Genomic DNA, 22,550 nt, shown 5'->3' on the forward strand with positions numbered 1-22,550 from the left:
GTCGATGCGAGGGCGGCGGCCGCCCCTTCGCGTCCCCCGACCCACGGGATGTTCGGCGCAAAGCGACTGGTCCGTGACGATGCCCCCTCATCACCCCTCTTACGTAGGAAAGTTGACGCACCGGACTCCGCACCTCCGGCAACCACGGCGGGCGCGGGCGGCGTGCCCGTAGATGCACGGCATCCGGATGCGGGGCGGTCCGGCGCGCGTACCCCCTGGGGGTGGCCGGATACGCACCATACGGATGCATGGCGTTCAACGGGGGAAAAGAGGACATCATGCGCATCGCCTCACTGCATCGCACCATCCGCCGCCCGGCCGCCCTGGCGGCCGCCACCGGCCTGATCACCGCCGCTCTGCTGACCGGCTCGGCACCTGCGGCACAGGCCGCCGCCGGACCGGACCCCCGGGCGGCCTGCGCCTACTACAACGGCACCGCGCTCACCGTGTACGGCCAGCGCAACGACCGGGTCAAGCAGGTCCAGTGCCTGCTGGCCAACCGCAAGTACCTGCCCTGGAGCAGCCTCACCGGCTACTTCGGCGACCAGACGCGCGCCGCCGTCAAGAAGTTCCAGAAGGCGTCGCATCTGACCGCTGACGGCAAGGTCGGCAAGAAGACCTGGAAGGCGCTCTACGCCTGACCCGACCCACCCGCGCCCTCAGCGCGGCACCCTTCACACGACGGGCCGTCCCGAGCGGGGCGGCCCGCCGCTCACGTCCGGGACTTCCCGACCGGTAAGGCCGCCTCCCTCCCGCATCCCTCCCGCATCCCGCATCCCGCCACGGCCTCCCCCTCACCCCCCTTCCGTTCCGTCCCTGTCACGTCCGTCCCCGGCGCGTCACATCCGTCACGATTACGCGGGCCTTCCGTCACAGGTGATCAACAGCCCCTGTCCGTGCAGCGGTCGGTGTCGTTGTCCCGGCGCAGGGCACAGGAACACCCGCCCCGTCCGCGCCTCCCGCAGGCCGCGCGGCCGGGGCCCCGGATCCAGGGAGGCGAGGCAGCGATGACCGACCGGAGGCTCTGGTCCTACAAGGACATCGCCGCGCACATCCGGGTACGGCCGGACACCGTGCGCTCGTACCGCAAGCACGGGCTGCTTCCCGAGCCGGACCTCGTCGAGGGCGGCAGGCCGTACTGGTTCGCCGACACCGTCCGCGACTGGGTGACCCGCAGACCGGGCCACAGCCGACGGGGATGACTCCACCTCCGCACGACCTAGGTCACGGTGCACGGGCCACGCCGGTCCGGGGCCTGCCTCGCCTCCGCGGACGCCCCGGGACACGGGCGGATCCGGGCACCGCCGGACACGCCGGGCGGCACGCCGGTGCCGGACTTCACCACCGCCACCTGGCGCAAGCTGTTCCTCAACCTCGCCGCCAACCCCCTCACGGCGCTGCTCGGGCAGCGGATGGACATCTTCCGGGAGGCGGAGATGACCGCGCTCGCCCGCGCGCTGCTCACCGAGGCGGCGGAGGTCGCCCGCGCGGAGGGGGCGGACATCGGCGACAGCGATATCTCCGGGACGCTGGAGATCTATGCGATGGCCCCGCCCGGCGGCGGTTCGTCGATGCTCTACGACCGCGAGGCGGGCCGACCGCTGGAGCACGAATACCTCTCCGGAGCGGTGGTCGCGGCAGGCGAACGGCACTCCCTCCCGACGCCCCTGAACCGCATGCTGCTCACCCTGCTGCGCGCCGTCGACCGCGAACTGCGGGCCACGGACGGCACCTGAATCCGGGCACCTCGGCGGACCACCCCGGCACCCGGCGGCCACCGGTGAGCCGCGCCACCCATAACGCGACCCACTCCCCCGGCCCGACCGTCCGGGACCCCGGAAGACCCACCCGGAGCGCGAAGGGCCCGCCACGCCCAGCCCGACGCGTACCCCAACACCAAGATGATTACGGAGAGTTCGTAAGTCATGACTCAACGGTAAGGGCGACCACTGACAACGGACCGGGGACGTCGACCCGGACCCGGGACGCGGCATCCACCCTGCGCGACATCGCCCTCGCCCCGCCACCGCGTACCGCCGGAGCCACCACCCCGGACCGCCACCCCGGCAGCGGTCACCCGGCACGCCGACACCCTCCGCGCCCGGACGGCGCGGCGGCGCGCCACCCATGGAACGACCGCACCCAGAACGGCGACGGCGCACGAGATGCCGATGCCCAGGGCGGCGGCGTAGAGGCGGTTACCCACGGCGGCGCTGCCGAGGTAGCCGAGGCCGATCGAGTAGGACGCCCACACCGTCTCGGCGATGCCGGCGCCGAGCAGATAGCGGCGCAGCGGGTAGCGCAGGACGCCGGAGGCGACGGCGCCGACGATCCGGCCGCTGGGCAGGAACCGCACCGCGAGGACGAAGGGCAGGCCGTACCGCTCGATACGCCGGGAGGTCCACTCCAGGAGGACGCGGCGGCGGACGCTGCGCCGCATCCAGGCGCGCGCCGGGCCGCCGAAGCGGCGGGCGAGCAGATACATCAGTACGTCGCCGAGGGTCGCGCTGCCGGCGACGACCAGCAGGACGAGCGGGAGGAAGAGATCGCCGTGCGCGGCGAGGACCCCGGCGGAGACGAGCACCGCGGAGTTGGGCACCAGCGGTGGCAGGGTGGTGAGCACCAGCAGCCCGTAGAGGGCCAGCACGTCCATCCGGCGCGCCTCCTCCGATCGCCCCGGTCCGGCGCGCTCCGGTCCGGTACCTCCCAGGCTGACGCGCGACACGCGGGACGGCAACGTGTGCCGGGGCGAACGGCGCGACACCGCTGGATCGATACCCCCTAGGGGTATACAGTGGGCATCGCCGGACGACGTCGGCGACTCCGGTCGCACCGCCGCACCTCTGGTGGCGCACGCTCCGGCGACCCGTACAACACCTCGACATCCACGGACCATCGGCACCACGAGGAGACTCCCATGACCGCCGCATCGACGAACGGCTCCTGCTGCACGCCCGAAAGCTCCTGCCACTCCGGCGAGAGCGCGGCGCAGGCGGGCGAGATCACCACGACCTACAAGGTGACCGGCATGACCTGTGGGCACTGCGAGGGCGCGGTCAACTCCGAGATCTCGGAGCTGGACGGCGTCGTCTCGGTGCGCGCGGAGGCCGCCACGGGCCTGGTGACCGTCGTTTCGCGGGCCGCCCTCGACGAGGCCGCGGTGCGCGAGGCGGTGGGCGAGGCCGGTTACGAGCTGCTGGGTCCGGCCTAAGCCTCCCCGGTATCGACCGGAGGGCTTTTCACCACAGGGGCCGCTCCGTAGCCCACACAGCCCACATGTTCACAAAATTCCCACAATGGGCACAACACCCATACGTCAGGGCCGCGAAATTCAGATCGCGGCCCTTGACCGTTTTCGCCCTCATATGGCAAGAGACCCAGATCACAGAGTTCCGAACGTAACCATCGTGGGGGGTCGAGAGTCTAACCAGGTGTGCAGGCTCCCCGGCGGGGCCTGCTCGGCAACAGCCGTGCCGGTCTTGGGGGATCGGACCGGCTACGCGTGGCCGGGGCGACGTGCCCGGGGAGCTTTGAGCGGCCCTCCCGAACGTGCGCGTCCCGGCAGATCGCGGTGCACCCTGAACGCCCGGACGGATCCCGTGGGGGGAATCCGACCCGGGACAAGGGAAGCGCCCCGCGCTCTGGACCCGTGGGGGGATCTGGAGGCGGGGCGCTTCTCGTTTCTCCACCGCGTTCACCGCAGCGAACGCGAACGGGCCCCCACCCTGGACGGGCGGGGGCCCTCTCCGTGCCGGGCACGGGCGCCCGGACGGATCAGCGCTGCTCGACGGGCACGAAGTCGCGCTCGACGATGCCGGTGTAGATCTGCCGCGGGCGGCCGATCCGCGAACCGGGCTCCTTGATCATCTCGTGCCACTGGGCGATCCAGCCCGGGAGGCGACCGAGGGCGAAGAGGACCGTGAACATCTCGGTCGGGAAGCCCATGGCCCGGTAGATCAGACCGGTGTAGAAGTCGACGTTCGGGTAGAGCTTGCGCTCGACGAAGTAGTCGTCGGAGAGCGCGTGCTCCTCCAGCTTCAGGGCGATGTCCAGCAGCTCGTCGGACTTGCCGAGTGCCGAGAGGACGTCGTGCGCCGCCGCCTTGATGATCTTCGCCCGGGGGTCGAAGTTCTTGTAGACGCGGTGCCCGAAGCCCATGAGCTTCACGCCGTCTTCCTTGTTCTTCACCTTGCGGATGAAGGAGTCGACGTCGCCGCCGTCGCGCTGGATGCCCTCCAGCATTTCCAGCACGGACTGGTTGGCACCGCCGTGCAGGGGGCCCCAGAGCGCGTTGATACCGGCGGAGATCGAGGCGAAGAGGTTCGCCTGCGAGGAGCCGACCAGGCGCACGGTGGAGGTCGAGCAGTTCTGCTCGTGGTCCGCGTGCAGGATCAGCAGCTTGTCGAGGGCGCTGACCACGACCGGGTCCAGGTCGTACTCGGCGGCCGGCACCGAGAACGTCATGCGCAGGAAGTTCTCGACGTAGCCAAGGTCGTTACGCGGGTAGACCACCGGGTGGCCGACCGACTTCTTATAGGCGTACGCCGCGATCGTCGGCAGCTTGGCCAGCAGGCGGATCGTGGAGATGTGCCGCTGCTGCTCGTCGAACGGGTTGTGGCTGTCCTGGTAGAAGGTCGACAGGGCGCTGACGACCGACGACAGCATCGCCATCGGGTGGGCGTCCCGGGGGAAGCCGTCGTAGAAGCGCTTGACGTCCTCGTGCAGCAGGGTGTGGTACGTGATGTCCTGCTTGAAGGTGGACAGCTGGTCGACGGTGGGCAGCTCGCCGTTGATCAGCAGGTACGCGGTCTCGACGAACGTGCTGCGCTCCGCGAGCTGCTCGATCGGGTAGCCGCGGTAGCGCAGAATCCCCTGTTCACCGTCCAGATAGGTGATCGCGGATTTATACGCGGCGGTGTTGCCGTAACCGGAGTCCAGGGTCACCAGACCGGTCTGGGCGCGCAGCTTCGAGATGTCGAAGCCCTTGTCGCCGACGCTGCTGTCGACGACCGGGTAGCTGTATTCGCCGTCCCCGTAACGCAGTACTACAGAGTTGTCGCTCACGTCATCCCTCACCGACGTTGTGCCTCTTCTTCGAGGTGCCCTGACTGCCTCTACCTTCCCCCATTTGGACGTGGGATGTGCACTCGGGGTCGGCAATTCGGCCTTCGGGCGGCACTGAGTGCCGTTTACGTGACCATCCTGCGCCCCTTCGACCCGATTAGGGAAGTTGAGCGACCGCCACCGCTCCGGCGAGTCGGTGATCGAGCGCCGTACACCGCCGACCGGCGGACACCGTGCGCACGGCCTGCCCCAGAGCCCTCCGGGACCCCACCAGCACCACCAAGCGTTTTGCCCGAGTTATCGCGGTATACAGCAGATTTCGCTGCAACATCATCCAGGCGCCCGTGGTGACCGGAATCACCACCGCCGGATACTCGCTCCCCTGGGAGCGATGGATCGTCACCGCATAGGCGTGCGCCAGCTCGTCCAGCTCGTCGAAGTCGTACGGAACCTCCTCGTCCTCGTCGGTGCGCACCAGGAGACGCTGGTCATCGGTGTTCATATCCGTGACCACGCCGACCGTGCCGTTGAAGACGCCGTTGCGGCCCTTCTCGTAGTTGTTGCGGATCTGGGTGACCTTGTCGCCCACCCGGAAGACCCGGCCGCCGAAGCGGCGCTCCGGCACCTCCGGGCGCGCCGGGGTCACCGCCTGCTGGAGCAGGGCGTTGAGCGCGCCCGCCCCGGCCGGTCCGCGGTGCATCGGGGCGAGCACCTGGATGTCCCGCCGGGCGTCCAGCCCGAAGGTCGCGGGAATGCGGCGGGCCGCCACGTCGACGGTCAGCCGTCCGGCCGCCTCGGTGTCCTCCTCGGCGAAGAGGAAGAAGTCCGGCAGGCCCTGGGTCAGCGGCGGCCGTCCGGCGTTGACGCGGTGCGCGTTGGTCACCACACCGGACTGCTGGGCCTGGCGGAAGATCCTGGTCAGCCGCACACACGGCACCGGGCCACCGTCGGCGAGCAGATCCCGCAGCACCTCCCCCGCCCCGACCGAAGGCAGCTGGTCGACGTCGCCCACCAGCAGCAGATGGGCGCCCGGCGGGACCGCCTTGACCAGCTTGTTGGCGAGCAGCAGATCGAGCATGGACGCCTCGTCGACCACCACCAGATCGGCCTCCAGCGGCCGGTCGGCGTCGTACGCGGCGTCCCCGCCGGGCTTCAGCTCCAGCAGCCGGTGGACGGTCGACGCCTCCGCGCCCGTCAGCTCCGCCAGCCGTTTGGCGGCCCGCCCCGTCGGCGCGGCCAGCACCACCCGGGCCTTCTTGGCGCGGGCCAGCTCGACCACCGACCGGACCGTGAACGACTTGCCGCAGCCCGGGCCGCCGGTGAGCACCGCCACCTTGCGGGTCAGCGCGAGGCGCACCGCGTCCTGCTGCTCCGGCGCCAGCTCGGCGCCCGTACGCCGCGCCAGCCAGGCCAGCGCGCGCTCCCAGTCGACGTCCCCGAAGACGGCCAGCCGGTCCTCGGGGGTGCGCAGCAGCCGCGTCAGCCGACCGGCCAGGGACAGCTCGGCGCGGTGGAAGGGCACCAGGTAGACGGCGGTGACGGGCTCCTCGCCGCCGCCCTGGGGGATCTTCTCGCGCACCACGCCCTCCGGGTCCGCCGCCAGCTCGGCCAGGCAGTCGATGACCAGGCCGGTGTCCACCTGCAGCAACTTCACGGCGTCCGCGATCAGTTGTTCCTCGGGCAGGAAGCAGTGCCCTTGGTCCGCCGACTGCGACAGGGCGTACTGGATACCGGCCCGGACCCGCTCCGGGCTGTCGTGCGGGATGCCGACCGCCTGGGCGATGCGGTCGGCCGTCAGGAAGCCGATGCCCCAGACGTCGGCCGCCAGCTGATAGGGCCGCTCGCGCACCACGGTGACGGCATCGTCCGCGTACTTCTTGTAGATGCGTACGGCGAGAGAGGTGGAGACGCCGACGCCCTGGAGGAAGACCATCACCTCCTTGATCGCCTTCTGCTCCTCCCACGCGGCGGCGATCATCTTCATCCGCTTCGGGCCGAGACCGGGCACCTCTATGAGGCGCTGCGGCTGCTCCTCGATGATGTCGAGCGTGCCCGCGCCGAAGTGCTCGGTGATGCGGTCGGCAATGCGCGGGCCGATGCCCTTGATCAGGCCGGATCCGAGATAGCGGCGGATGCCCTGGACCGTGGCGGGCAGGACGGTGGTGTAGTTCTCGACGGTGAACTGCTTGCCGTACTGCGGGTGGGAGCCCCAGCGGCCCTCCATCCGCAGGGATTCGCCGGGCTGCGCGCCCCACAGCGCCCCGACGACGGTCAGCAGCTCGCCCGCGCCGCGGCCGGTGTCGACCCGCGCGACGGTGTAGCCGCTCTCCTCGTGGGCGTAGGTGATCCGCTCCAGGACCCCTTCGACCACCGCTGCGTTGACCGCGTTGCCCATGCTCCGAACGGTACCGCCGGGGTCTGACAACGCGGTCGGCCGGGATGTGCTCCCCCGGGACGCGGGGTTCTGACGGGCCGCCGAGAGACGAACGCCCGCCGGGCGCACGGCGCCGTCCGCGCCGCAACCGCCGGGCGGCGCCGGTCAACAGGTCATTGACCGCGCGATACTTTCGGGCTATCCGTGATCCTCCGAATGTCCCTCACTTCGCCGGGGAAGCCCGCCGGAAGGAACGCACATGCACTCCAGACGTGCCGTCCTCACCACCGCAGCCGCGGCCGCCGCCGCCTGCGCCGCGGGCACCTTTCCCGCGGCCGCCGCAAGCCCTGTCGCCGCCCGTCCCACCGCCGCCGTACGGGACCGGATGCGGCGTCTCATCGCCCGTATGACACCGGAGGAGAAGGCCGGTCAGCTCTTCGTGATGCGGGTCTACGGGCACTCCGCCACCGACCCGGACCCGGCCGACGTGGACGCCAACCGCAAGGAGATCGGCGTCGCCAACGCGGCCGAACTCATCGCGAAGTACCACGTCGGCGGCGTCATCTACTTCAGCTGGGCGCACAACACCCGCGATCCGCACCAGATCGCGGAGCTGTCCAACGGCATCCAGCGGGCGGGCGCCGCGCAGCGGCTGCCCGTCCCGCCGCTGATCTCCACCGACCAGGAGCACGGCATCGTCGCGCGGATCGGCGCGCCCGCCACCCTGCTGCCCGGCGCGATGGCGCTCGGCGCCGGGGGCTCCCGCGCCGACGCCACGACGGCGGCGCGGATCAGCGGCGCCGAGCTGTACGCGATGGGCATCCGGCAGGACTTCGCCCCGGACGCCGACGTCAACGTCAACCCCGCCAACCCGATCATCGGCGTCCGGTCCTTCGGCTCCGATCCGCAGGCCGTGGCGCGGATGGTCACCGCCCAGGTACGCGGCTACCAGGGCGCCGGGGTGGCCGCCTGCGCCAAGCACTTCCCCGGGCACGGTGACACCGACGTCGACAGCCACGTCGGGCTGCCCACCATCCACCACACCGCCGAGGAGTGGGAGCGGCTGGACGAGCCGCCGTTCCGTGCCGCCGTGGCCGCCGGGATCGACGTGATCATGTCGGCGCACATCGTCGTCCCCGCCTTCGACCCCAGCGGGGACCCGGCGACCCTCTCGCACCCCATCCTCACCGGACTGCTGCGCGAACGGCTCGGCTACGACGGCGTGGTGATCACCGACTCCCTGGGCATGCAGGGCGTCCGCGAGAAGTACGGCGACGAACGGGTGCCGGTCCTGGCGCTCAAGGCGGGCGTAGACCAGCTGCTCAACCCGCCGGACCTCGCCGTCGCACACGCCGCCGTCGTCCGCGCGCTGAAGGATGGCGAGCTGTCCGAGGCCGACATCGACGCCAAACTGCTGCGCATCCTGCTGCTCAAGGAGCGCCGCGGCCTGTTCGCCGATCCGTACACCTCGCGGGCCGAGGTCGACCGGGTGGTGGGCGTCCGCCGCCATCTGGAGACGGCGGACGCGCTCGCCGACCGGACGACGACGCTGCTGCGCAACACCGGCGGGGTGCTGCCGCTCTCCCGCCGCCGCGAGCACCGGCTGCTGGTGGCGGGGGCGGACGCGGCCGCGCCGTCCGGGACGGGCGGGCCGCCCACCGGGGTGCTGGCCCGGGAACTGACCGGGCTCGGCTTCGCCGCGACCGCGCTGTCCACGGGCATGACACCGGACCGGGCGATGATCGACGAGGCGGTGGCGGCGCTCGGCGAGCACGACGCCGCGGTCGTCGCGACGTACGACGTCACGCCCGGCTCTCCGCAGCGCGCGCTCGTCGAGGCGCTGCTCGCCACGGGGAAGCCGGTGGTGCAGCTCGCGGTCCGCAATCCGTACGACATCGCGCAGCTCGACGGCGTACGGGCGGGGCTGGCGAGTTACGGGTGGACCGATGTCGAAGTGCGGGCGGCGGCGCGGGTGATCGCCGGGCGGCGGTCGCCGCGGGGGCGGCTGCCGGTGCCGGTGATGCGGGCCGACGCACCGGACGAGGAGCTGTACCCGGTCGGCCACGGGCTGACGTACTGACGCGCGGGGCGCGCCCCTCCCGGGCGGAGGGGCGCGCCGTAACGTTCCGCCGGATCGTGACCGGCCCGGGATCCGGAGGTCAGGGGCGCAGCGGCGGGGTGCGGCGCAGCTCCTGCCGGTCCAGCTTCCGGTCGTAGGGGGCCTGTGCGGTGGCCTTGCCGTCGGTGGCGACGCCCGCCCACTTCAGGAGGGAGGCGGTAGCCTTCGTGCGGTCCGCGTCCTTGAGCTTGGCGATGTTGGAGCCGTGGTTGCCGCCGGGCACGGTGTAGACGGAGGAGTCCCGGGCGCCCTTGCCCAGTTCGAAGTGTTCCGAACTCCACGGGTCCCACTGGCCGTTGACGAACATCATCCGCTGCGCGTGGTGGCGCACCCAGCGGTCCACATCGGGCATGGCGCGCTTGTCGAACCGCATCGGGATGTCACGCGGCACGAACGTCCGCGAGTTGTTGATGCCCGGGTACTTCAGCAGGCCCTTGAGGTGCGGGTAGCCGTATCCGGGCTCACCGAGCTGCGTACCGGCCTGGTAGTAGTACGGCGTGTACGGCTCCACGCCCTGGTCGGTGTAGCTGTCGAAGCCGCCGACCTCGTCCATCCAGGTCCACAGCGCGTCGGTGGACACGTCCGGGGAAGGCACGTCCTTGCAGGCGGTGGCGGCGGGCTGGTACTGCCAGAAACCGAACTCCAGGTCCGTCACCAGCACTTCGTAGGCGCGGTCGACGGATCCGAAGAGGCGGAAGGTCTTCTTCTCCTTCTCGGCCCACCGGGCGAACCGCTCGTCCATCTCGTCGCGGCGGTTGAGCGCCTCGCGGGTGAGGGCGTGCAGCGCCGTGCGGCACTCCGGCGTACCGACGGTGCGGAAGAACCGGTCGTACGCGGAGTCCTCGTCGTTGACGACGTCGTTGGGCGCGACGTAGGCGACGGTGCCGTTCATGTCGTCGGGGTGGAAGCGGCGGTAGTACGTCGCCGTCATACCGCCCTTGCTGCCGCCGGTGGCGATCCAGTTCTTCCCGTAGATGCGGTGCAGCGCCTGGTAGATGCGGTGCTGGTCGTCGGCCGCCTGCCGGATGTCCAGCTTCTTCCAGTCGGCGGGCTGCGGCCGGGAGGGGGTGAAGTAACGGTATTCCAGGGAGACCTGGTTGCCGTCGATGATCTGCGTCGGCTCGCTGCGGGACGGGGTGGTGCTGACGTTGTAGCCCGAGGTGTAGAAGACGGTTGGGCGGTCGACCGCCTTGTGCAGCACGGTCAGCCGCTGCTCGAACGTGCCCCGGGCGGGGTGACGGTGGTCGACCGGCTGGGTGTACGTGAGGACGAAGTAGCGGTAACCGTCGACCGGCTTCTCCTCCACCAGGTGCATGCCCGGTATCGCGAGCAGGCGCTCCTCGATGTCCTGCGTCTCCGGCGCGGCGGTGGCAGCTCCGGCCGGGGCGGTGGTGGCGCCCGCCGTGCCGATCAGGACGGCAAGCGGCACCAGCCAGCTGAGCGTTCTTCGCATGATCCCTCCCCAGGGGTCGCGGAATTCGCGCCGAACCTACCTGGGGGGAATCGGGGCCGACCAGCACCGATGGGTAACGCCTGTCCGGCGGGGGTTGGCGGCCCCCGCCGGGCCGTGGTCAGATCCGCGCCGTCGCCTCCTCGCCGGCGAACGCGCGCCACAGGGCGGCGTAACGGCCGTCGAGGGCGAGGAGTTCGGCGTGGGTGCCGTCCTCGGCGACCCCGCCGCGGTCCATCACCACGACCCGGTCGGCGCGCGCCGCGGTCGTCAGACGGTGGGCGACGACGAGCGTCGTACGGCGTCCGGCGAGCCGGTCGGTGGCCTGGTTGACGACGGCCTCGGAGGCGAGGTCGAGGGCTGCGGTGGCCTCGTCGAGCAGCAGGATGTCAGGGTCGACCAGTTCGGCGCGGGCCAGGGCCAGCAGCTGGCGCTGACCTGCGGAGAGGTTGCGGCCGCGCTCGGCGACCTCATGGAGGTAGCCGCCGTCGAGGGTGGCGATCATCGCGTGGGCGCCGACCGCGCGGGCCGCGGCCTCCACCTCGGCGTCGGTGGCGTCCGGCCGCCCGTAGGCGATGGCGTCGCGGACCGTACCGGCGAAGAGGTACGACTCCTGGGGGACGATGCCGAGGCGGTGGCGGTAGCCGGTGAGGTCCAGCTCCCGCAGGTCGGTGCCGTCGGCGCGGACGGCACCGGCGGTCGGGTCGTAGAAACGGGCGACCAGCTTGACGAGGGTGGACTTTCCGGCGCCGGTCTCGCCGACGAAGGCGACGGTCTGCCCGGCGGGGATCGTCAGGTCGATGCCGGTCAGCGCCTGTTCGGTGCCCTCGCGCCGCGCACCGTAGTGGAAGTCCACGCCGTCGAAGGTGATCTCGCCGCGCAGCTCCGGCACCGGGCGGGGGTGTGCCGCGGCGGGGGTGGTGGTCGGCTCACGCAGCAGCTCCTGGATGCGGCCGAGCGAGACGGATGCCTGCTGGTAGCCGTCGAAGACCTGGGAGAGCTGCTGGACAGGGGCGAAGAACAGGTCGATGTAGAGGAGGTAGGCGACAAGCGCACCGGCCGTCAGGGTGCCCGCGCCGACCCGTCCGGCGCCGACGATCAGCACCAGGGCGGCGGCGACCGACGACAGCAGCTGCACGAACGGGAAGTACACCGATATCAGGAACTGGCCGCGGACCCGGGCCTGGCGGTAGGCGTGGCTGCGGTCGGCGAACCGCGCGGCGCCCATGCCCTCGCGCCGGAACGCCTGGACTATCCGCAGTCCGGCGACGCTCTCCTGAAGGTCGCCGTTGACGACGCTGATCCGCTCACGGGCCAGCTCGTACGCCTTGACACTCTGCTTGCGGAAGAAGTACGTGCCGAGGATCAGCGGCGGGAGGGTGGCGAAGACGATCAGGGCCAGCTGGGCGTCGATGACGAGCAGCGCAACGAGGATGCCGCCGAAGGTCAGCACCGAGACGACGGCCGTGACCAAGCCGGTCTGCAGGAACGTCGACAGTGCGTCGATGTCCGTGGTCATCCGCGTCATGATCTTGCCGGTGAGTTCGCGCTCGTAGTAGTCGAGGCCGAGACGCTGGAGCTGGGCGAAGATCTTGACGCGGAGGGAGTACAGGACCCGCTCACCGGTACGGCCGGTCATCCTGTTGCCGCCGATCTGCGCGGCCCACTGGACGAACACCGTCACCAGGGCGAGGAGCGCGGCCATCCACACCCCGGCGAGCACCCCGCGGCGGACGCCTTCGTCGATGCCCTGCCGGATGAGGATCGGCACCAGGAGACCGCCGAGGGCGTCCACGGCCACCAGGCCGAGGGCGATCAGCAGCGGTCCGCCGAAGCCGTGCAGCAGTTGTCGCAGGCCGTACGAGCCCTCGGCCGCGGCGGCCCGCTCCTCGTCGACGTCCGGGGTGTCGATGGCCGGCGGGAGCTCGGCGACCTGTTCGAGGAGTTCGGGGGGCGCTGCCGGCCCGGTCGCTCCTTCCGGGGCGCCGTCGGTGTCGCGGCGGACCCACAGCTCGGGGGTGATGCCGTCGGGGCCGGGGGCGCGGCCCGGGGTGACGGGGTGGGCTCCATCAGGGTGGGCGCCATCAGGGTGCGCGCCGTCGGGGCGGGCCGTCGCAGGGCCCGTGGGGAGTGGTTCGAGGAGGCCGGTCGCGGCGGATTCGCCGTCGAAGGCGCCCGCGACCTCACCCGCCGGGTCGTGCGGGACGCTGCCCAGCTCGTCCGGGTCGGTCAGCAGGCTGCGGTAGAGGGGACAGCGGTCGGTGAGTTCGTCCTGGGTGCCGATGTCGACGAGCCGGCCGCCGTCGAGCACGGCGACGCGGTCGGCGAGGGCCAGGGTGGAGGCGCGGTGGGCGATCAGCAGTGTCGTGCGGCCCGCCATCACCCCGCGCAGCGCTTCGTGGATCTCGTGCTCGACGCGGGCGTCGACGGCGGAGGTCGCATCGTCCAGTACCAGCAGCCGCGGGTCGGTGAGGATGGCGCGGGCGAGGGCTATGCGCTGCCGCTGCCCCCCGGAGAGCGTCAGGCCCTGCTCGCCGACCTTGGTGTCGTACCCCTCGGGCAGCGCGCTGATGAAGCCGTCGGCCTGCGCGGCGCGGGCGGCCGTACGGATCTGCTCGTCGGTGGCCTCCGGGTGGCCGTACGCGATGTTGTCACGCACCGAGTCGGAGAAGAGGAAGCTGCTCTCGGGCACCAGGCCGATGACGGAGCGCAGCGACTCCAGGGTGAGGTCGCGGACGTCGTGGCCACCGATCAGGACGCGACCGGCGGTGACGTCGTAGAAGCGGGGCAGCAGCAGCGAGACGGTGGACTTGCCGCTGCCGGACCGGCCGACGACGGCGACGGTCTCCCCCGGGGCGATGCGCAGCGAGAAGCCGTCCAGTACGGGGCGGGGCGCGGTGGTGTCGCCTGGGGCGGGCCTCTCGGGGACGCCGGTGGCCAGGGCTCGGACGGCCTCGGCGTCGTACTCGGGCTCGGGCTCGGGCTCGGGCTCGGGCTCGGGCTCGGCGGTGGCGGCCTCGCCGTAGCCGAAGGTGACGGCGTCGAACTCGACGGTTGCGGGGGCGTCGGCGGGGAGTTCGTGGGCGTCGGGGCGCTCCTCGACGACCGGGTCGGTGTCGATGAGTTCGTAGACCCGCTCGACCCCGGCCCGTGCCTGCTGGCCGACGGTCAGCACCACGGCCAGCATCCGGACCGGGCCGACGAGCTGGGCGAGGTAGGTGGAGAAGGCGACAAAGGTGCCCAAGGTGACCTCGCCGCGGGTGGCCATCCAGCCGCCGAGAGCCAGCATCGCGACCTGCCCGAGGGCCGGGACGGCTTGGAGGGCGGGGTTGTAGACGGCGTTGAGGCGCACCGTGCGCAGCCGTCCGGCGAACAGCTTGCGGCCCACGTCCCGGAGTTTGCCGGTCTCCTGCTGCTCCTGCCCGAAGCCCTTGACGACGCGGACGCCGGAGACCGCGCCGTCCACGACGCCCGCGACCGCGGCGGCCTGGCTCTGGGCGTACCAGGTGGCGGGGTAGAGGCGCGCGCGGCTGCGCTTGGCGACGAACCACAGGGCCGGGGCGACGGCCAGCGCGATGACCGTGAGCAGCGGCGAGAGCACCAGCATCACGACCAACGAGACCAGGAAGAGCAGGACGTTCCCGATCATCATGGGCGTCATGAAGAGCAGGCTCTGGATGAGCTGGAGGTCGCTGGTGGCACGGCCGACGACCTGGCCGGTGCTCAGCTCGTCCTGACGCCGTCCGTCGAGCCGGGCGATCGAGCCGTACATGCGGGTGCGGAGGTTGTGCTGGACGTCGAGGGCGAGCCGTCCGCCGTAGTAGCGGCGGACATAGGTGAGGGCGTAGACGACGACCGCGGCGGCGATCATGAGGGTGGCCCAGGGGGCGAGCGCGCGGTCGTGGCGGACGATCACATCGTCGATGATCAGCTTCGGGATGAGCGGCACCAGCGCCATGACCGCCATACCGCCCAGCGAAGAGCCGAGGGAGAGCAGCACATCCGTCCTGTGATGCCAACAGTCACGGATCAGCCTCCGCGCCCAGCTCTGTCCTGCCGTGTCCGTCCCCGCCACCCGGTGCCTCCCGCGCCTCGTCCTTGACGGAATGTTCCAACATCGCTACCGGCGGATTTCATCCCGCCGCCACACTCCGCGCGGGAGATCGGTCAGGAATCCGGGTCTTCCCCGAGACGGAGTCAGGGGGAGTCAGGGGCGATCTCCGGGGGATCCCTGATGGCGACCGAGCCGGGCAACCGTCACGCTGAGTGACATGAGAACACAGATTCGCGCACTCGCCCCCTCCAACCGCTCGTCGGCGCCGCCCGAGCGGTGCGGCGGCTCCCCCTTCGACCTGCTTCTCCACATCTTCCGCTGCGTCCACGGGCGCGGCCGGGGCACCGCCGACCGCGCGGAGGGCGCGATATCCGGCCGACCGTGGCAGGGACGGCGTGCGGCGGCGGCCGGGCATCGGGGTGCGGCCCGGCCGCCGCGCGGTGTGTCGAGGGCGGTGCGGGTCAGTTCCCGGCGCCGCCCGTGCCGGTGGCTTTCTCCACCGTCAGTTCGGCGATCCCCGGGCGCTTCTTCGGCGTGCCGTCGGGGTTCGGCCGTGGATCTCCGTGGACCGTGACGCGGACGTACCGCGCCGGGGTGCGGCCCGCGTATCCGGTGCCGGTCCAGTGGCTGCCGTCCCGAGAGACCTGCACGGTGAAGGAGAGCGGCTTGGTCGCGTTCCAGTGCGGGGTGATCTGCCCGACGGTCACGACGCGGCCGAGGTCGACGGTGAGCGTGCCGTCGGCGGCGTCGGGCACCCACGCGGTGGTGGCGTTGCCGTCCACGGCGGCGCCCGCGTACATCCCGGGCTCCTCGGACGTCGCCTTCGCCGGGGTGCAGCGCGCGGCGTTGTCCGTGGGGGTGAGGTCGGGGCGCCGGGTCGTGAGGACGGCGGGCAGGCCCTCGCGGGCCACCTTGACGCCCTGCGGCGTCTCGATCCGCAGGGGAGCACCCGCCGTCAGCCGGACCAGCGTGCGGTGCGCGCTGATCGCCACGTCGTACGTCCGGCCCTGCCAGCGCAGGCCGCGCAAGGTGACGCCGCGGGAGAGCTGCGGCGGCAGCGTCGGGTCGAGGTGCACGGCGTTCTCGCGCAGTCGCAGGCCGGTCAGGCCGTGGGTGAAGGTCTGCAGGAAGCCGCCCTTGCCGGTGAGGAAGTCCTGGGCGGGCTGTCCGGCGTGCGGGTCCTCGGCGCCCGCCTTGTCGCCGCGTGCCTCGGAGAACTGCGCGAACGGCCCGCGGACGAACGGCTTGATGGACCGCAGGAGGTAGGTGTGGGCGGCGCAGCCGGGTTCACCGAGGGCGGCGGCGTCGATGGCGTGGACGGAGTCGGTCATGGCCGGGCCGTCGGGGTCGGTGCGGGCCGCGTAGTAGTCGAGCGTGTCCGCCGCCTGCTGGGTGGTCATCGGCCATTCCAGGGGGTACATCAGCAGCACGGTGTCGGCCTGTTTGATGGTGGTGCCCCGGTATCCGGCGTACTGCGCGAAGACCTTGCTCTTGGCGTCGTAGGGGATGCGCAGCTTGTCGGCGATCGTCCGCCAGGCGGCGGGGGCCGGTTCGCCGAGGACGGCGGCGACGCGCAGGGCGTGCCGCAGCGCGGTGGCGGCGCCCGCGTTGGTGAAGACGCCGTCGTCGACGCCGTTGCTGTACTCGTCGGGCCCGGCGACGTTCTTGACGGAGTAGCTGCCGTCGGCGTTGCGGGTGGCGCGGGAGGCCCAGAATTCCGCGATGCCCTTGAGCACGGGCCAGCCGCGCGACCGCAGCCAGGCGGTGTCCTTGGTGGCGAGGTAGTACTGCCAGGTCGCGAGGGAGATGTCGCCCATGAGGTGGTTCTGGGTGCGGCAGTGCGGCGGGTCCCAGCTGTGGCATTCGCTCCACAGGTCGCCCTTGCTGCCACTGGTCCAGGAGTAGAACAGCCCGTCGTAGCCGAGCTTGCGGGCGTTGGCGCGGGCACCCGCGCGGGTCTTGTAGCGGTAGTCAACGATCGACCGGGCGAGCGCGGGGTGGCTCGCCAGCAGGCCCGGGTACATCCAGGTCTCGGCGTCCCAGAAGACCTCGCCCGCGTAGTTGTCGCTGGTCAAACCGGTGGGGCCGATGCTGTTCCGGTTTCCGGCGCGGGTGGCGGAGAGCAGTCCGTACTGTGCCGAGCGGATCCAGGACTGCAGCTCGGGCCGTCCGGCCACCTCGATGTCGCTGCGCCACAGGGAGCGCCAGGCGGCGGCGTGCCGGGCGAAGAGCGACGGCCAGCCCCGCTCGGCGGCCCGCAGCGACGCCGAACGGGCGGCGGCGCGGGGCGAGCGGGAGGTCAGGGCGGTGTCGACGCCGATGTATTTGGTCAGTTCGTAGCCGCGGCCGTTGCGGACGGGGAAGGTGACGCGCTGCCGGTTGGTCAGCCCGGAGGCACGGGCGGGCCGCAGGCCCCGGCGGGGGTGGACCTGCGGCCCGGGGCGCAGCGTCGAGGCGACGGCACCGTCGGTGTCGGTGCCGTCGGTGCGGAAGGCGACGTCCATGGTGCCGTGCGCGGAGGCGGTTCCGGTGGCCTTCATCCGGCGGGCGCCGTGTCCGTCGAGCATGTCGGTGACGGTCGCCGCGCCGCTCCAGTGCGGCGTCATCCGCAGGCGTACGGCGCCGATGTGGGCGTCGGTCCGGTCGGCGAGGACGTCGTAGACGAGGTCGGTGGCGCGGCCGTCGGCGGTGGTCCAGGTCAGGGAGGTGCGGACGAAGCCGCAGCGCAGGTCGAGGGTCTGCCGGTAGTGGGAGATGCGGGCGGCGGGGGTGGCGGAGGAGAAGGTCTCGGCGCCCGGTCCGCCGGTGGTCACATCGAGCGTGGTCCAGGTGGGGAGCGCCGCGACGGCCTGCCGTCCCTCGACGTTCGCGGGGCCCTTGGCGTAAAGCCCGGAGACGAACGATCCGTCGTAGGCGGGGGTCTTCAGCGGCCAGCCGGTGGCGCCGCCGGGGGCGGCATATCCGGTGCCGTGGGGCGGGATGCGCTGGCCGAGATAGCCGTTGCCGACGTAGGCGTGGTGACTGTCCTTGGGGTCGATACGGGTCGAACTCGCCGTCCATCCCGGACCGTTGCCGCAGGGCGCGCCCCGGCCGGAGCCGGTTTCCGAGGCGGCGGGCGCGGTGCGGAGGGGGTGCGCTGCGGCCGAGGCGGGGGCCGAGCCCGCGAGGAGGGCCGCTGCGACGAGCGGGGCGAGCAGCCTGCGGGGGCGGGCGGCCGCGCGGGCCGTCCGGTGGCGCTCGGGAGGTGGTGGATACGCCGGATGCCGTGCCGTGTGATTCATCGCTCTCCGTCGTCCGTGTGCGGCCCGTATCCGCAACTGCCCGGCGCGGGCCGCTTCCTGGGGAAATCGCGGCGTCCTTGCGACGTCAGGGGTGACCTTAAGCACGTAGCGCCGCCGAGCGCACCGAAATCGGGCATTTGGCGAGGCCCCGATTGGTCAAGCGAGGTTCGATGCGGCAAACTTTTAGACTGACCAGTCAGACTAAAGGAGGGGCAGTGGACACCACCCGTCAAGGGGCGGCGATCATCGCCAAGGGGATCGGCGTCAAAGGACCGCGCGGATGGGCCTTCAGAGGTGTCGACATCTCCGCGGAGCCGGGTGCACTGATCGCACTGCAGGGCCCCTCGGGCTCCGGCCGCACCTGCCTCCTGCTCGCGCTCACCGGCCGGATGCGGCTCACCGAGGGCCAGGCCACCATCGCGGGCTTCCCGCTGCCCAAGCGGATGGGTGCGGTGCGCGGCCGGACGGCGGTCGCCCACGTACCGGGCGTCGCCGAGCTGGAACCGGCCCTCACCGTCGGCGAACACCTCAAGGAACAGGCCCTGTTGGTCCGCCGCCTCAAGGGCTCCCCGCTCGGCGGGTTCTCCTGGGGCCGTCGCCGCAAGGCGGAGCGCCGGGCCAGGATCGAGGCCACGCTGGCGGCCGTGAGCCTCGATCCCGACACCCTGCCGAAGGGGCTGAACACCGCCGTCCGCGACCTCGAACGCCTGGAGGCGCTGCGGCTGTCCCTGGCGCTCGGCATGCTGCACGCCCCGCATCTGCTCGCCGTCGACGATGTCGACCTCAAGCTCTCCGCGGCCGAACGTGAGCAGATCTGGGGACTGTTGCGCGACCTCTCGGCGGCGGGCACCACCGTCGTGGCCGTCGCCGGCGACGCCCCCGAGGACGCGCTGATCGTCCGGACGGACTCCGACGCCGCGCCGCGCGCCGCCACCACCGATGCCACGACCACCGCCGGCCCGCAGGGCCCGGCCGACACCCACGAGGAGGAAACAGCGCATGCGTTCGCCGAAACTGGCCGCGCTTGAGCTGAGGCGTTTCGGCCGGGGCAAGCTCCCCCGGCTCGGCATCATCGCTCTCACGCTGATCCCCCTGCTCTACGGAGCGCTCTACCTCTGTTCCTTCTGGGACCCCTACAGCCGACTGGACAAGATCCCGGTCGCTCTCGTCAACGACGACAAGGGCGCCACGGCCGACGGCAAGCACCTCGACGCAGGCTCCCAGCTCGTCAAGAGCGTCCGCGACAGCGACACCTTCGACTGGCAGGAGGTCGGCTCCGGTGAGGCGTCGAAGGGCCTGGAGGACGGCAGGTACTACCTGTCGCTGACCATCCCCTCGAACTTCAGCGAGCGCATCGCGTCCAGCGGCGGGGACTCCCCGCAGACCGGCGCGCTCCAGGTCCGTACGAACGACGCCAACAACTACATCGTCGGCTCGATCTCCAAGACGGTGTTCTCGGAGATCCGGGCCAAGACGTCGGCGAAGTCGTCGCGGCAGTTCCTCGACAAGATCTTCGTCTCCTTCTCGGACCTCCACGACCAGACGCAGAAGGCCGCCGACGGCGCCGGAGAGCTGGACGACGGTCTGCACGACGCCAAGGAGGGCGCGGGCAAGCTCGCCGACGGGCTCGGCACCGCCGAGGAGAGCACCGGCAAGCTGTCGGGCGGCCTCGGCGAGCTCAACGAGGGCTCGGGCAAGGTCAGCGACGGTGCGGACACCCTGCACGACAAGGCCGGGCAGCTCGGCAAGGGCGCCTCGGACCTCCACTCCGGTATCGGTCAGGCACAGGCCAAGGCCAAGGAGCTGAGCAAGGGCGCCGGGCAGGTCGCCGACGGCACCCAGCAGCTCGCCACGAAGCTCAACGGGCTCGCCAAGAAGGACCTCCCGTACCTCAAGAAGCACAGTGAGGAGATCGCCAGGGGGGCGCAGTTCGTCGCCGACCTCACCGAGACCCTCGACCACGACCTGGGCACGCTGCCCGGCAACTCCAAGACCGCCGCGGCCCAGGCGCGGCAGGCGGCCGACGACGCGGCCGAGGTCTACCGCAAGCAGTGCACGGCCGGGGCCTCCGGCACCGAGTGCGCGGAACTCAAGGGTGTCGCCGCCGGTACCGCCGCCGCGGCGGACGCGGCGGAGAAGGTCGACGGGGCCCTCTCCCGCCTCGACCTCGACACGCAGCGCGCGAAGCTGCGCGAGATCCACCAGGGCGCGGTGATGGTCGCCGAGCAGGTGCCGGACATCGCCCGGCACGCCGACGGGCAGATCGCGCAGATCAACAAGTTGAACGCCGGGGCGCACCAGGTGGCCGACGGCGCCGACCGGTTCGTCACCGGCCTGGGCGCGCTCTCCGACGGCAGCTCCAAGATCGCCGACGGCAGCGGCCGGCTGGCCGACGGCGCGGGCGACCTCGCCGACGGCGCGGGCCGGGTCCACCACGGCATCGGTGACGCCAGGAACGGCACCGACCAGCTGGCGGGCGGCCTGGGCAAGCTGAAGGAGGGCGCGATCTCGCTCAACGGCGGTCTGTACAAGCTGAAGGACGGCTCCAACCAGCTGGCCAGCGGTCTGCACAGCGGCGTCGCCAAGATCCCCGACTACGACAAGCAGGAGCGCGACACGCGGACCGAGGTCATGGCCGACCCGGTCGAGCTGGCCGCCAAGTCGATGCACAAGGCGCCCAACTACGGCACGGGCCTCGCCCCGTACTTCATCCCGCTGTCCCTGTGGGTCGGCGCGATGGTCGCCTTCATGCTGTTCCAGCCGCTGGGCAAGCGGGCGCTCGCCGCGGGCGCGCCGGGCTGGCGGATAGCCCTCGGCTCCTGGCTCCCGGCCTTCGCGATCGGCGTGGCCCAGGTGCTGGCGCTGATGGCGGTGCTCCACTGGGGCCTCGGCCTGGAGATGGCGCGGGCGACCGCCACGATCGGCTATCTGCTGCTGGCGACGGCGTGCTTCACCTCCCTGATCCAGCTGCTGAGCGCGGTCTTCGGACCGGCGGGCCGGGTGCTCACCCTGGTCATCCTGATGCTCCAGCTGACCTCGGCGGGCGGCACCTACCCGGTGCAGACCAGCCCCGGGTTCTTCGCGGCGATCCACCCGTTCCTGCCGATGAGCTACGTCGTCGACGGGCTGCGCCGTCTGATCACCGGCGGCGATCTCTCGATCGTCGGCCAGGGCAGCATCGTGCTGGCCGTCTTCACCCTCGGCTCGCTGGCCCTGACCGCGCTGACCGCGCGTGGCCGGCAGGTCGTCCGGATGAAGGACCTGCATCCGGAACTCAGCCTGTGACCGACACAGTTGCAAGCCGTAGGGGCGGTGCCGCAAACGGCACCGCCCCCGCGGCGGTTTCCCGCGCCGCCCGGCGTGAGAGCACCCGCCGCAAGCTCTTCGAGGCCGCCGTCACGCTCATCGCCGAGCAGGGCTTCTCCGCCACCACGGTGGACGAGATCGCTGAGCGCGCCGGTGTCGCGAAGGGCACCGTCTACTACAACTTCACCAGCAAGAACGTCCTCTTCGAGGAGTTGCTGCGGGACGGCATCGATCTGCTCGCCGCCTCCCTGCGCCAGGCCTCCGACGACGTGACGGCGCGCGGCGGCACCCACATCGACGGCGTGGACGCGATGATCCGCGCCGGGCTGGAGTTCATCGCCGGCGCCCCCGCGCTCACCCAGCTGTACGTCGCCGAGCTGTGGCGCACCAACCGCAGCTGGCGCGCCACCTTGCGGTCGGTGCGCGGCCGTGCGATGACCGTCGTCGAATCCGTCCTGCGGGACGCGGTCGACGCCGGTGAGCTGAGCGAGGAGGTCGACGTCCCGCTCACCGCGTCCGCCCTCTTCGGCATGGTCCTGGTGGCCGCCCTCGACTGGCAGTCCTTCCAGCCGCACCGCACGGTCGAGGACGTCCATGCCGCGCTGTCCCGGCTGCTCCAGGGCCGCATCGGTGGCACGGCCACCCCGCCCCCGGGCCCGCCCGCGGCTGGCCCGGCCCCCGCACCTCATATATCCCGCCCGGGCCGCCGGGGGCGGTCACCGCGCGCCACCGGGCACGCCGCCTCGGCCTGAGCGGGGGCGGTCCGTGGAACGACCTGTTCGAGGGCATCGGCGACTGGATGGCGGACGACTACCACACGGGCTGGGACGAGCTCCGCGAGATGCCCGCCGCCGAAGGCGAGGAACGACGGGCGGGCGGCGGCCCCCGACGGCCGCCGCCCG

At 71.7% G+C, this 22,550-nt stretch carries 14 protein-coding genes; 8 read left to right on the plus strand and 6 right to left on the minus strand.

Annotated features, from left to right (window positions below):
* Window positions 1–248 precede the first annotated feature (248 nt).
* The 3 genes from OG422_RS10245 (at window position 249) to OG422_RS10255 (ending at window position 1,736) form a co-directional block, all read left to right on the plus strand.
* Window positions 249–641, plus strand: coding sequence for a peptidoglycan-binding protein (locus tag OG422_RS10245; RefSeq protein WP_405742136.1), 393 nt, complete (start codon window positions 249–251; stop codon window positions 639–641).
* 366 nt (window positions 642–1,007) lie between these two features.
* Entirely contained in the window at window positions 1,008–1,202 is a 195-nt protein-coding gene (locus tag OG422_RS10250; protein WP_143940123.1) for an AlpA family transcriptional regulator, read from the plus strand.
* 126 nt (window positions 1,203–1,328) lie between these two features.
* Window positions 1,329–1,736 carry a ketopantoate reductase family protein gene (locus tag OG422_RS10255; protein ID WP_405742138.1) on the plus strand — a complete coding sequence of 136 codons (408 nt, stop codon included), beginning with the start codon at window positions 1,329–1,331 and terminating at the stop codon, window positions 1,734–1,736.
* A gap of 194 nt (window positions 1,737–1,930) precedes the next feature.
* Here the strand turns inward: OG422_RS10255 and OG422_RS10260 are convergent, their stop codons facing one another.
* The gene (locus tag OG422_RS10260; protein WP_405742140.1) at window positions 1,931–2,653 is read right to left on the minus strand and encodes a DedA family protein; all 723 of its coding nucleotides are present in this window, start codon (window positions 2,651–2,653) and stop codon (window positions 1,931–1,933) included.
* Window positions 2,654–2,917: 264 nt separating this feature from the next.
* Here OG422_RS10260 and OG422_RS10265 point away from each other — a divergent pair, with 264 nt between their 5' ends.
* Entirely contained in the window at window positions 2,918–3,211 is a 294-nt protein-coding gene (locus OG422_RS10265; protein WP_405742142.1) for a heavy-metal-associated domain-containing protein, read from the plus strand.
* A 563-nt stretch (window positions 3,212–3,774) separates the two neighbouring features.
* Here the strand turns inward: OG422_RS10265 and OG422_RS10270 are convergent.
* The gene (locus OG422_RS10270; RefSeq protein ID WP_143940127.1) at window positions 3,775–5,064 is read right to left on the minus strand and encodes a citrate synthase; all 1,290 of its coding nucleotides are present in this window, start codon (window positions 5,062–5,064) and stop codon (window positions 3,775–3,777) included.
* Window positions 5,065–5,221: 157 nt separating this feature from the next.
* Window positions 5,222–7,459, minus strand: coding sequence for an ATP-dependent RecD-like DNA helicase (locus tag OG422_RS10275; protein ID WP_405742144.1), 2,238 nt, complete (start codon window positions 7,457–7,459; stop codon window positions 5,222–5,224).
* 238 nt (window positions 7,460–7,697) lie between these two features.
* Between OG422_RS10275 and OG422_RS10280 the strand changes: the two genes are divergently transcribed.
* Window positions 7,698–9,518, plus strand: coding sequence for a glycoside hydrolase family 3 protein (locus tag OG422_RS10280; RefSeq protein WP_405742146.1), 1,821 nt, complete (start codon window positions 7,698–7,700; stop codon window positions 9,516–9,518).
* A gap of 79 nt (window positions 9,519–9,597) precedes the next feature.
* On the opposite strand, the gene OG422_RS10285 is transcribed toward OG422_RS10280, so the two are convergent.
* The 3 genes from OG422_RS10285 to OG422_RS10295 all read right to left on the minus strand — a co-directional run bounded on the left by OG422_RS10285 (window position 9,598) and on the right by OG422_RS10295 (window position 18,342).
* Entirely contained in the window at window positions 9,598–11,010 is a 1,413-nt protein-coding gene (locus OG422_RS10285; RefSeq protein WP_405742148.1) for a S28 family serine protease, read from the minus strand.
* A gap of 118 nt (window positions 11,011–11,128) precedes the next feature.
* The gene (locus tag OG422_RS10290; protein WP_405742150.1) at window positions 11,129–15,082 is read right to left on the minus strand and encodes an ABC transporter transmembrane domain-containing protein; all 3,954 of its coding nucleotides are present in this window, start codon (window positions 15,080–15,082) and stop codon (window positions 11,129–11,131) included.
* Between the two features lie 440 nt (window positions 15,083–15,522).
* The gene (locus OG422_RS10295; RefSeq protein ID WP_405742152.1) at window positions 15,523–18,342 is read right to left on the minus strand and encodes a discoidin domain-containing protein; all 2,820 of its coding nucleotides are present in this window, start codon (window positions 18,340–18,342) and stop codon (window positions 15,523–15,525) included.
* Window positions 18,343–18,557: 215 nt separating this feature from the next.
* Here OG422_RS10295 and OG422_RS10300 point away from each other — a divergent pair, with 215 nt between their 5' ends.
* Genes OG422_RS10300 through OG422_RS10310 form a run of 3 tightly spaced genes read left to right on the plus strand, consistent with a single transcriptional unit; the run spans window position 18,558 to window position 22,400 of the window.
* Window positions 18,558–19,370: an ATP-binding cassette domain-containing protein gene (locus tag OG422_RS10300; protein WP_405742155.1), complete on the plus strand. Its 813-nt coding sequence runs from the start codon at window positions 18,558–18,560 to the stop codon at window positions 19,368–19,370.
* Window positions 19,342–21,627 carry a YhgE/Pip family protein gene (locus tag OG422_RS10305; RefSeq protein ID WP_405742157.1) on the plus strand — a complete coding sequence of 762 codons (2,286 nt, stop codon included), beginning with the start codon at window positions 19,342–19,344 and terminating at the stop codon, window positions 21,625–21,627. The genes OG422_RS10300 and OG422_RS10305 overlap by 29 nt, the downstream gene beginning before the upstream one ends.
* Window positions 21,624–22,400 carry a TetR/AcrR family transcriptional regulator gene (locus OG422_RS10310; RefSeq protein WP_405742159.1) on the plus strand — a complete coding sequence of 259 codons (777 nt, stop codon included), beginning with the start codon at window positions 21,624–21,626 and terminating at the stop codon, window positions 22,398–22,400. The genes OG422_RS10305 and OG422_RS10310 overlap by 4 nt, the downstream gene beginning before the upstream one ends.
* Window positions 22,401–22,550: the final 150 nt, after the last annotated feature.

The sequence above is a fragment of the Streptomyces sp. NBC_01525 genome, from assembly GCF_045040405.1.
In the GTDB taxonomy this organism is placed as follows: domain Bacteria; phylum Actinomycetota; class Actinomycetes; order Streptomycetales; family Streptomycetaceae; genus Streptomyces; species Streptomyces benahoarensis.